Below are 11,263 nucleotides of genomic sequence, written 5' to 3'. Positions count from 1 at the left end.
GCGATGCAGCGACGAAGCAATCCATTTTTAATCACTTTTATGGATTGCTTCGTCGGCTCATGCTTCCTCGCAATGACGCCATTTTACTATGGTTAGCTATACATAACATCTTTTTTTAGATTGCCTGAATTTCAAATAAATCGGCAGGCTAAATAATGTTAAAATTCTTATAACATAATAATAACGATAATCGGATGCCATAGTAGCAAAAAATAGTACTATTGAAAAAACAATAGATATTGCTACGATATATGCCAAAATAACTTTCTCGGGACTATTAGATTGTCTCTTTATTAGAATAGATAAATATACAAATATTAATATAAAACTAATAAGATTTATTGTTAAAATCTTTGGATATAATTTTAAATATTTAATTGTCCAATTTTTTAAGTAATTCTTTTTAATATCCATACCATGTTTTTGAGCTTCGTTAAGTTCAATAAAGGCGTAATGATGGAATCCCCAGTTTTTCATTAACATAACAAAATTCATTGTACGATGTTTAAGAAAATCTAGTGGATAGTAAGTAATGGCTTGTTTATAAGCAGATTCCATTTCTTGTAACTTTACAGGATCTGCTGTAAAGGCATAAATCCTAGTATCAGCAAAAATTAATGGATCAACCCGTCTAGGAGTGTAATGAACTTTAAGCTTCTCAAAACTATATAAATCTTGGTCTTCTTTAACATATTTTGGCACTAAATCATCGTTATTGATAGCAACACTTACTCCAGCAATATCAAATAATTGACGTAATTGCTCTGAATGACTTTCAGTGGAAAAATGCTTAGTAAGTTTAGCATTACCATATATTATTAATAGCGAAATGATGCAGGTTAGTATTATTCTTATTAACAAGCTAGTTTTAAGATAAATTGACAATACAAACAAAATCAAAATTGGAGCTATAAATTGTGCTTGAAATTTAACACCAACAATATAAAAAACAATTAACAATAATCCAATAACTACCAACAAAGAAGCAGGTTTTCGGCGATAAGTATAAAAAATACAAGTAGCTACTACAAAGAAACTACCAAAGGCAAAAGCTACATCTTTCCAAATTGTTCCAGATTGGGATAATATATTAGGTAGAAATGGTATTAATAAGTAAAGCCATCTGTATTTATTTTGTTGATCAGCGTAAAGAAGTAATAATATTCCACCCCACAATAATGCTAAATTTAATAGTAGCATCGTCTGCGGACCTTGGTAAATATAGTGAAGTAAAGACCACACCATTGACATTAACGGTGGGTGATGAGAGAAATAGTTTTTATTAATACTCTGCCCATATTGGTCGAAACTGTCATATGACATACCACCAGGATAGGCAGAGGCAAAATGTAAAGACATTAAAAATAAACACAAAATGACAGGGTAATATTTACGCAAAAACTCTGTACAGCAATTCATGTTCACAATTTATTCTGATATTCCAGCCAGTTTTGGATTAAAATTTTTAATTTTAATCCAAAACTGAGGTTTCAAATATGATGGTCTATAAGCCGGATTTTGTATAAATAATATTTCTATTATCTACTGCAGTTATTTATCTAGGATAAATATTACCATTTATCTCAAGCGATCCACCCACATTACTTCTAGTCAGAGATGCCTAGGAACACGTAAGTTCTGTAATGCCTATTTGATCTTGCTCTTGGTGGGGTTTACCATGCGTAGCTTGTTACCAACCTACCGGTATGCTCTTACCACACCATTTCACCCTTACCAAAATTTGATAACAAAGTTTGGCGGTATATTTTCTGCGGCACTTTCCCTAAAAGATTACTCTTCCGCTGGACGTTAACCAGCACCATATCTCTGTAGAGTCCGGACTTTCCTCGTAAATTCTAGTATAGATATTTACGCAACTGCACGACCATCGAAGTGATTATGTTCTGAAATAATCTTTCCGTCAATGATTATTTAAAATTATTCTTCTAGGATGCTTAGTGCTAGTTAAAAACCTGTTATTATTGATATTTTCAAGATAATAAGTTAAATTTATGGTAGTGAGTATAAAATTTGCCGCTGAATTACGGGATAAATTATATGGATTAAATCTTTCTGACCCAAAATATCTACAATTTTACCAAGAAATGGTATTTACTTTTATTAAAGGTAATGAAAATGAAATATTACAAGTATATAAAGATATTAAGGGGTACAACACTATAGGGATAGGCTTTAACATGGATAATCCAAGAGCAAAAATTGTGTGGCAGACAATATTCCAAGGTTCTTTATCATTTGACAAAGTTTATAATGGCGATAAAGCTATTACAATACAACAATCTCGAATGATATATGATTGTAAGAGTGCTGTTAATCGCCTAGAGCTAAAAAATATTTATGGCAAGTCTTGGGATAAGTTAAAACCTAACGAGATGCTGATGATTGAGGATATGTATTGGAATGGTGGTAATAAGCTAGTAGGTAAATATACCAAGTTTTTTAAATATATGATCCTTTATACTGAAAGTTCTAGGTTAAAATATCTTATACAAGGATTAATCGAGGTAAGAGAAAATTCTAATAAAGAGAGAATTAGGGGTGTTCAAAATCGTAGAAATGTACAAAGTGAAATAGGTGACTCGTCCAAATGTTCTGCTCCAGTGATAAGGACATGATATAACTTTTTTTCACAGCTACCTCTTGTAAAATAAACGAGGAGACACTATATCAAAACTTATCAAATTGATTTATTAAATTGGGATTAGGAGTGTATATGGCGAAGATCATAGGTATAGATTTAGGAACAACAAATTCTTGCGTCGCAGTAATGGAAGGAAAAGAGCCAAGAGTCATAGCAAATGCTGAAGGAGTTAGGACTACTCCTTCAATGGTAGGATTTGGTAATGACGGTGAAAAATTAATTGGAGATTCAGCAAAACGTCAAGCTGTAACCAATCCACAAAATACTTTATACGGTATTAAAAGATTGATAGGTAGAGGTTTCTCTGATCCTATGGTAAAAAAAGACCAAGATCTTGTACCATACAAGATAGTAAAAGCTGCTAATAACGATGCTTGGGTTGAAGTTAAGGGCGAAAAATATTCTCCAAGCCAAATTAGTGCTTTTATTTTACAAAAAATGAAAGAAACAGCTGAGAATTATCTTGGTGAGAAGGTAACACAAGCAGTCATTACTGTACCAGCATATTTTAACGACGCACAGCGCCAAGCAACCAAAGATGCTGGCAAAATTGCTGGTTTGGAAGTATTAAGGATAATCAATGAACCAACAGCAGCCGCTTTAGCATATGGTTTCGATAAAGCTGAGAGCAAAATAATTGCAGTTTATGATCTTGGTGGTGGTACGTTCGATGTATCAATTTTAGAGATAGGTAACGGTGTATTTGAAGTTAAATCTACCAACGGTAATACTTTCCTTGGTGGTGAAGATTTTGATTCTAGAATTCTAGATTATTTAATTGATGAATTTAAGAAAGAAAGTGGTATAGATTTACGCAAAGATCCTTTAGCTTTGCAACGTCTGAAAGAAGCTGCTGAAAAAGCTAAAAAAGAATTATCATCTGTACCTCAAACTGATGTTAATTTGCCATATATTACGGCTGATAGCTCAGGTCCTAAGCATTTAAATATAAAATTTACTAGGGCGAAATTAGAATCCTTAGTGGCAACATTAATTGATGATACAATAGAACCATGTAAGAAAGCTTTAAAAGATGCTGGGCTAAAAGCTTCGGATATTCAAGAAGTAGTACTTGTTGGTGGTATGACTAGAATGCCAAAAGTTATTGAGAAAGTAAAGGATTTCTTTGGTCGTGAACCACATAGAGGAGTTAACCCCGATGAAGTCGTGGCTCTAGGTGCTGCTATTCAGGGAGGAGTGTTAAATAAAGAAGTTACTGATATATTATTGCTAGACGTTACCCCTTTATCTTTAGGTATTGAAACTCTTGGTGGGGTATTTACTAGGCTGATTGATCGTAATACTACTATTCCGACTAAAAAGAGTCAGGTATTCTCTACTGCTGATGATAACCAACATGCTGTAACGATTAGGGTATTTCAAGGTGAACGGGAAATGGCTTCTGATAATAAGATACTTGGCCAATTTAATCTTGATGGCATTCCGCCTGCACCACGAGGATTACCGCAAATTGAAGTAACTTTTGATATAGACGTTAATGGTATAGTGCATGTTTCTGCCAAGGATAAAGCTAGTGGTAAGGAACAAAAAGTAACTATTCAAGCTTCTGGAGGTCTTAGCGATACGGAAATTGAACAAATGGTAAAAGATGCAGAAAAAAACGCTGAGGATGATAAAAAGCGTCGTGAATTAATTGAGGCTAAAAATAGTGCTGATAGCTTAATTTATTCAACAGAAAAAACTCTAAAAGAACATGATAGTAAAATATCAGCTAGTGATAAACAAGAAGTAGAAAATAGCATAACAGAGTTAAAAGCAGCTTTAGAGTCTGATAATCTTGAGCAAATTAAAGCAAAAACTGATGCTCTTATGGCTAGTAGTATGAAAATAGGAGAAGCTATGTATAAATCTCAACCAGATGATCATAGTGAGGAAAAACCTGAAACGAATGATGACAAAGTAGTTGATGCTAACTACGAAGATGTCAGTAACAAGTAGGAATTTTTGGATGTCACCCCATAACTGTTGAAAGTTAAAAAATCGTCTATTAGCAAAGTGCTGTTGTAAGGCTTAAACCGTCTATTAGCGAGCGAACGTACGTGAGCGTGGCAATCCCACAACTGTTGAAAGTTAAAAAACCGTCATCGCGAGGCGTCGATAGACGCCGTGGCGATCTCATGAAGTAAGCTCTTCTTCACAAGATTGCCACGTCGTCGCTTACAGCGACTCCTCGCTAATAGACGGTTTAGGGCTTACAAAGCTCATCGCGATGACGATTTTTTAACTTTCAACAGTTGTGGACATCACCCCTCATGGTGAGGCTGCTAAAAAGGATAATTTAAACTAAATTAAAAATCAGATATTCTTATTATGTCGACAAAAGATTATTACCAAATACTTGGGGTTAGTAAAACTGCTACCCAAGAAGAGCTAAAAAAAGCTTATCATAAATTGGCGATGCAATATCATCCTGACCGTAATACACAGGATAAACAAGCAGAAAAAAAGTTCAAGGAAATAAGCAGTGCTTATGATATCCTAAAAGATGAACAAAAAAGAGCTGCCTATGATCGTTTTGGACATGATGCCTTTCAGAATTCAGGTGCAGCATCGTCAGCTGGAAGACATAACAATAGTGGACCTGATATAAATGATATATTTGGTGAGTTTTTTAATGATTTTATGGGAGGCGGGACAAGAAGACAACGACCATCAACTACCATTAGAGGCTCAGATCTAAAATATGATATCACAGTTACTTTGCAAGAAGCATTTCGTGGTATCGACAAAAATATTAGTTTTACCAGTGAAGTAAAATGCCAAACATGTAACGGCAACGGTTCAGAAAGTAATGCCGGAATGACCAAATGTGACGCTTGTGCAGGACAAGGGGTTACCAGAAGACAACAAGGCTTCTTTACATTAGAACAAACTTGTGCAAAATGCCAAGGTGCAGGACAAATAATTAAAAATCCATGCAAAAAATGTCATGGTCAGGGGCGTTACTCACAACATAGAAATTTATTAGTAAATATTCCAGCTGGTATTGAAGAAGGTACTAGAATAAGGCTTACTGGTGAAGGAGATGCCGGAGTGCGAGGAGGCAATAACGGGGATTTGTATATTTTTATTACTATTAAACCGCATGACCTCTATAAAGTTGATGGAATTAATTTGCATTGCAGACTCCCAATTAGCTTTATTAAAGCTGTTTTAGGTGGAGAAGTAGAAGTTCCAGATATAGAAGGTGGTAAGGTAAAATTACAAATACCCGCTGGCACACAAAATGGCGAACAACTTAGGTTAAAAGGCAAAGGTATGTCTAAGGTTAGATCAAGCATTAGAGGTGATATGTTTGCCCACATACATATTGAGATACCAAAGAATCTTACTAAAAAACAAAAAGAATTACTAGAATTGCTGGATAAAGAATTTACAAGCGACAAAGATGAGGATGATGCTAGTTTTTTTAATAAAATGAAAAACTTATGGTCATGAAATTTTATCCATTTTACTCGATAATCAAGTTTTTCCTTAACTGTCATTCAGATTTCTTATTTAAAGCAATTAAATAAACCTCTACTGACTCTTTACGACTAGAAGATGGTTTAAAATGCTTGACCTTATGAAAATTAAGTTTAACTCTGTTTAGCACATTATTCTCCGTACCACCTCGAAAAATTTTAGCAATAAAATGCCCCCCTGGTCTTAAAATTTTTAAGGCAAAGTCAAGGGCATGCTCACATAAGTCAAGAGTCCGAATATGGTCAGTTGTTGCATGCCCCGTCGTGTTAGCAGCCATATCACTCACTACCACATCAGCACTACCATCGAGCATCTTTATAATAATCTCTTTGGTATCTTCAGCATAAAAGTCTTTTTGTAAGCAATGTACACCAATAATTGGCTCAATGTCAAGCAAATCAACTGCAATTATCATGCTATTATTACCACTAGATTCATCAGATTTAATAATTTTGCTAGCTACTTGACTCCATCCACCTGGTGCAGCACCTAAATCGACTAATTTCATCCCTGGCTTTAACAGATTAAATTTTTCATGGATTTCCAGCAACTTATAAGCTGACCTAGACCTATAACCATCAAGCTTTGCTTTAGAAACATATGGATCATTTAATTGGCGCGTGAGCCACTTTTTTGACGAATTTTTACGCTTTTTTGCAGTTTTAACGGCAACAAATTTACCTCTAAACCCTAATATATTAGATGTCATGACACATGATCTCGCTAGATTTTTTAGCAATTCTATCCAATACAGAATTAACAAAACCAACCTCGTTCTCATTCAACATATCACTTGTAATGTCGGTGAATTCATTAATTACCACCTTACTTGGAACATTTGGAAGAAATTGTAATTCACAAATTGCCACACGCAAGAGAGCAAGAAGCAAAATAGGTAAGCTGGTAATTTGCCATTCCGATGTCAAATGCCTTGATATCATCTTATCAATTTGAGGTAAATTTAGAACTACAGACTTTACTAACAATTCAAAATAGCTTATACTTAGCTTTACTTTTATTGGTTTATTGAAATTGGTTGTTAAATCATTAGCTACTCGTTCATCTTGATAGAATTGGACAATTTGTTGCATGATCCGGTCTATGTTTTGATCAGGATTCTCCGGTTTATACTGATAAATTGCTTGTACTGCAGCAATACGTGCTATCGTTTTGGTACTAATCTTGGTTGAGGTCATAAAAATTTTTGATGTATTGGTAACATATTTAATCTATTACTCGATAATCAAGTTTTTTAGAATTATTTAAAAATACGTCTATTAGCGAGAAGCCGCGAAAAAGCGGCGACGCGGCAATCTAGGATACACGAAGCGTTACTCTACAAAAACAGCTTCGCTGTTTACCTGGATCGCCACGGCATCTAAAGATGCCTCGCGATGACGGTTAAGGAAAAACTTGATTATCGAGTATATTAGCTATAGCAAAAAAGCATAATTTAGTAAACCTATTTAAAAAATAATGAGTTGTATGTTATCAATATTCGGATTTATTCTAACAATCAGCTTATTAGTCTTTATTCATGAGTTTGGTCATTATTACATAGCTAAAATATTTGGAGTAAAGGTTGAGGAATTCTCGATAGGTTTTGGTAAGGAACTATTCTCTAAAATAGACAAAGATGGCGTAAAATGGAAAATTTGCACCCTACCCTTCGGTGGTTACGTTAAAATTTATGGATTTGACCCTGCAACACTTGAAGATGCACAGGATAATAGACCTCTAGCTTTTCTTAGCAAGCCTCTATGGGTTCAGTTCTTAATTATAGCTGCTGGACCTATAGCTAATTACTTGTTAGCCATTCTCATATTCACAACTATTTATTTTTCCCATGGTCAAGTAGAGATAGCTCCTGTAATTGGTGAAGTGGTGGCTAATTCCCCCGCTGAACTAGCTGGGCTTATGGAAAATGATAAAGTTATTATGATTGGCACTAATAAAATTGATAGTTTTGTCGATTTACAGAAAAATATATTCATGAGCGGGACTAAACCCATCAATCTTTTAGTTGAAAGACATGATGAGATTATTAATATTGTTATAACTCCAAAGGAGATTAGTCAAAAATTGGATAATCAACCTGAGATAAAAAAACCTTATATAGGAGTTATTGCTAAAAATGAACCTATTTTTATAAAAATGAATATTTTCCAAAGTATCTATCAAGGATCAAAAGATGTTATTTACATTTCCAACTTAATTTTAAGAAACTTTGGACAAATGTTAATGGGTACAAGATCTTTAAATGAGATTGGGGGACCAATTGCCATTGCTAAGGAGTCAGGGAAATCTTTAGAACAAGGGGTAGCAAATTTCGCACTATTTGTAGCCATGATATCAATTAATCTAGGTTTACTTAATTTGCTACCGATTCCAGTTCTTGATGGTGGACATTTATTATTTATAATATATCAAATAATATTTGGCAAACCACTTAGTGCATCTATAAAAAATGTTATACTAAGACTAGGTATGGGGATAATTATTTTTCTTATTGTAATTTCCTTGTCAAATGATATAAAAAACTTAGTATTTTAAATTTTAGTATACTGCTCGTAAATGAAAAATTGATAGACGATAGAATCAAAATCATGATAGTAGCAGGAGTCAAAGGGTCGAGGTGCTAGGCGTACATTTAGTACGTGGCTACCTACGATCCCTGAAGACGACAACGCAATTCTTGATTTTCATCGAGTATATGACTTATAAAACCAAACAAAAGAAGGTTCTTGTGAAAACAAACGTCAAATCAACTATTAAACTAGCTATTTTGGCAACAACTGTTTTATATAATACATCAGCTTTATCGGCTGAGTATATAAAAAAAATAACTATTCAAGGTAATAAAATAATCGAAAACTCGACTATTGAAAATTACTTAAAGCTTCAAGTAGGAGAAGAGTATACTTCATCCAAAGGAGATGAAGCAATTAAAAACCTTTACTCAACGTCTCTATTTGAAAATATAAGTATTACAGTCAATGGTGGCAATTTGATAGTTACTGTATCAGAAACTCCGTTTATTACTAAAGTAGTGTTTACAGGTAATTCTAAAATCAAAACATCTTCATTATCGAAAGAATTGCTTACTATGTCTGGTGAATCAATGAGTCCAGCTAAAATCCAACTAGATGTGGAAAAAATTAAAGAGATATACAAACGTTCAGGTCGTTTCTCTACAACCGTAACGCCAAAAATTGAAAGGCTTGAGAATGACAGAGTAAAAGTTACTTTTGATATTGCAGAAGGACCTAAAACAACTGTTAAAAAAATCTATTTCAGTGGAAATAATAATTACCGTAGTACAGAACTACAATCTGTTATCCTAACAAAGCAGTCAAGATGGTTTAACTTTTTAGAAACAAATGATACTTACGATCCAGACCGCTTAGAGTATGATAAAGAATTGTTAAAGGAATTCTATCAGTCAGTAGGATTTGCCGATTTTCGTGTTATTTCTGTTACAGCAGAACTCAATCCAACCAAAGAATATTTTACCATCACTTACTCTATTGAAGAAGGGGCAAAATATAATTTTGGCAACATTACTATTGACAATAAATTACCTAATATTGATATAAATGAAATTAAAAAATATATTAATGTTAAGTCAGGTGATACATTTAATATTAATAGTTTGAATAAAATAGCAAATAAAATCTCTTCACATTTTGCAAGTAAAGGTTATCCAGGAATTAATGTTTACCCTGATATAAGTAGTAAAAACCCTGATCATACTGTCGATATTAAATTCGTGATAGATAAGGCAGAAAAAGTATTTATTAATCAAATTAATATTACGAATAATCTAAAAACTGAAGATAAAGTTATTAGACGAGAATTTAAAATTTCTGAAGGAGATATATTTAACCGTTCTTATATAGAAAAAGGTCATCAGAATCTACGCAATTTGGATTATTTTGAAAAAGTACTTATTAGCGTTACACCAACAACACGAAAAGACAAATATGATATTAATATTGACGTTGAGGAAAAATCAACATCTTCAATTAGTTTTGATGCTGGCTATAACACAGCAGGAGGATCATTTGGACGTATATCATTTTTGGAACGTAATTTAATTGGTACTGGAAAAGTGTTAAATGCTGGAGTACAAGTAGGAAAAAAGAGTATTAGTTACTATGGTGGCATAACCGAACCTCATTTTCTTGATAAAGATGTATCGCTAGGTTTTAATGTTTTCAATAATTATAGCGGTCGTGGGACTTCATTTCTTTCACAAGGAGATCAAAATTATACGTTAAAATCTATAGGACTCAAACCTTCTCTTGGTTATGATATTGCGGAAGACTTAAGTCATGAAATTGACTATACTCTTAAGAGAGATGTATTAAGCTCTCCAGGCAATTCAAGTTCTATATTCTTAACTGAACAGATGGGAAAATTCATCACATCAGCCATCGGACATACTATCACTTATGATCAGCTTGATAGTAGGATTATTCCTAAAAATGGTTATGTTATTAGCGGCACTCAGGAATTTGCTGGTGTTGGGGGTAATAATAAATATTTAAAACATGAACTAGACGGTAAATATTTTAAATCTTTTATCAATAATAAATTCACTTTAAAACTTTCAAGTAGTGTCGGTGGTATTATGGGTGTAGGAGGTAAAACTGTAAGAATTTCTGATCGGTTTAATTTGGGTGATTATAGCCTTAGAGGATTTGCTGCTAGTGGAATAGGTTCTAGAGAAAAAACAACAAATGAAGGTCTTGGCGGAGAAAAATATTATACATTTTCAACAGAACTCAACTTTCCAACTGGTTTGCCAGAAGATTTTAATTTAACTGGAGCTGTTTTTATGGATGCTGGTAGTCTTTGGGGTGTAGGATTAAATTCTAAAAGTATTTATAAATCTGATAGTTTTTATAATGATAAGTCACTTCGTGCTTCTGTTGGGGTAGGTTTTATATGGGTCACTCGCTTTGCCCCTATCAGAATGGATTGGGCTTGGCCAATTAAAAAGAGACCTTATGATGAAAAGCAAATTTTTCATCTAAAGTTTTCTACCCATTTTTAATATTGTAACCTGAGTTCTAAAATTAATGAAAAAGCAGTTGAAATGTTGCCAAAAGC

The 11,263-nt window shown here is 33.5% G+C and carries 8 protein-coding genes and 1 other RNA gene; 5 read left to right on the top strand and 4 right to left on the bottom strand.

Features of this window, described 5'->3' with window-relative positions; genetic code table 11:
* Positions 1-96: 96 nt before the first annotated feature.
* Both ACQH1W_RS03255 and rnpB read right to left on the bottom strand, forming a co-directional pair.
* Positions 97-1,359 carry a hypothetical protein gene (locus ACQH1W_RS03255; RefSeq protein ID WP_425361176.1) on the bottom strand — a complete coding sequence of 421 codons (1,263 nt, stop codon included), beginning with the start codon at positions 1,357-1,359 and terminating at the stop codon, positions 97-99.
* Between the two features lie 132 nt (positions 1,360-1,491).
* Positions 1,492-1,893: RNase P RNA component class A (gene rnpB, locus ACQH1W_RS03250), an RNA gene on the bottom strand.
* Between the two features lie 119 nt (positions 1,894-2,012).
* Here rnpB and ACQH1W_RS03245 point away from each other — a divergent pair.
* The 3 genes from ACQH1W_RS03245 (at position 2,013) to dnaJ (ending at position 6,121) form a co-directional block, all read left to right on the top strand.
* A complete protein-coding gene (locus ACQH1W_RS03245) occupies positions 2,013-2,636 on the top strand; it encodes a hypothetical protein (RefSeq protein ID WP_375333046.1) in 624 nt (207 codons plus the stop codon).
* A gap of 98 nt (positions 2,637-2,734) precedes the next feature.
* Complete coding sequence (gene dnaK / locus ACQH1W_RS03240; RefSeq protein ID WP_375333047.1) at positions 2,735-4,621, top strand: molecular chaperone DnaK; 1,887 nt, start codon at positions 2,735-2,737, stop codon at positions 4,619-4,621.
* 372 nt (positions 4,622-4,993) lie between these two features.
* Complete coding sequence (dnaJ, locus tag ACQH1W_RS03235) at positions 4,994-6,121, top strand: molecular chaperone DnaJ (protein WP_375333048.1); 1,128 nt, start codon at positions 4,994-4,996, stop codon at positions 6,119-6,121.
* A gap of 43 nt (positions 6,122-6,164) precedes the next feature.
* Here the strand turns inward: dnaJ and ACQH1W_RS03230 are convergent, their stop codons facing one another.
* Complete coding sequence (locus ACQH1W_RS03230; RefSeq protein WP_425361175.1) at positions 6,165-6,857, bottom strand: RlmE family RNA methyltransferase; 693 nt, start codon at positions 6,855-6,857, stop codon at positions 6,165-6,167.
* A complete protein-coding gene (gene nusB / locus ACQH1W_RS03225) occupies positions 6,847-7,344 on the bottom strand; it encodes a transcription antitermination factor NusB (protein WP_375333050.1) in 498 nt (165 codons plus the stop codon). Before nusB ends, ACQH1W_RS03230 begins: the two co-directional genes overlap by 11 nt.
* A gap of 289 nt (positions 7,345-7,633) precedes the next feature.
* Between nusB and rseP the strand changes: the two genes are divergently transcribed.
* On the top strand, positions 7,634-8,701 hold the full coding sequence (rseP, locus tag ACQH1W_RS03220) for an RIP metalloprotease RseP (RefSeq protein ID WP_425361174.1): 1,068 nt from the start codon (positions 7,634-7,636) through the stop codon (positions 8,699-8,701).
* Between the two features lie 193 nt (positions 8,702-8,894).
* On the top strand, positions 8,895-11,207 hold the full coding sequence (gene bamA, locus ACQH1W_RS03215; RefSeq protein WP_425361173.1) for an outer membrane protein assembly factor BamA: 2,313 nt from the start codon (positions 8,895-8,897) through the stop codon (positions 11,205-11,207).
* Positions 11,208-11,263: the final 56 nt, after the last annotated feature.

The organism is Candidatus Tisiphia endosymbiont of Stenodema calcarata (genome assembly GCF_964030695.1).
GTDB lineage: Bacteria > Pseudomonadota > Alphaproteobacteria > Rickettsiales > Rickettsiaceae > Tisiphia.
Note: the sequence above shows the minus strand (reverse complement) of the source record. Positions and strands in the feature narration are given on the sequence as shown.

Excerpts from the sequence above, each read along its gene's own strand:
- ACQH1W_RS03255 (WP_425361176.1), bottom strand. The coding sequence starts at position 1,359 with ATGTCTTTACATTTTGCCTCTGCCTATCCTGGTGGTATGTCATATGAC.
- ACQH1W_RS03245 (WP_375333046.1), top strand. The coding sequence starts at position 2,013 with ATGGTAGTGAGTATAAAATTTGCCGCTGAATTACGGGATAAATTATAT.
- dnaK (WP_375333047.1), top strand. The coding sequence starts at position 2,735 with ATGGCGAAGATCATAGGTATAGATTTAGGAACAACAAATTCTTGCGTC.
- dnaJ (WP_375333048.1), top strand. The coding sequence starts at position 4,994 with ATGTCGACAAAAGATTATTACCAAATACTTGGGGTTAGTAAAACTGCT.
- ACQH1W_RS03230 (WP_425361175.1), bottom strand. The coding sequence starts at position 6,857 with ATGACATCTAATATATTAGGGTTTAGAGGTAAATTTGTTGCCGTTAAA.
- nusB (WP_375333050.1), bottom strand. The coding sequence starts at position 7,344 with ATGACCTCAACCAAGATTAGTACCAAAACGATAGCACGTATTGCTGCA.
- rseP (WP_425361174.1), top strand. The coding sequence starts at position 7,634 with ATGTTATCAATATTCGGATTTATTCTAACAATCAGCTTATTAGTCTTT.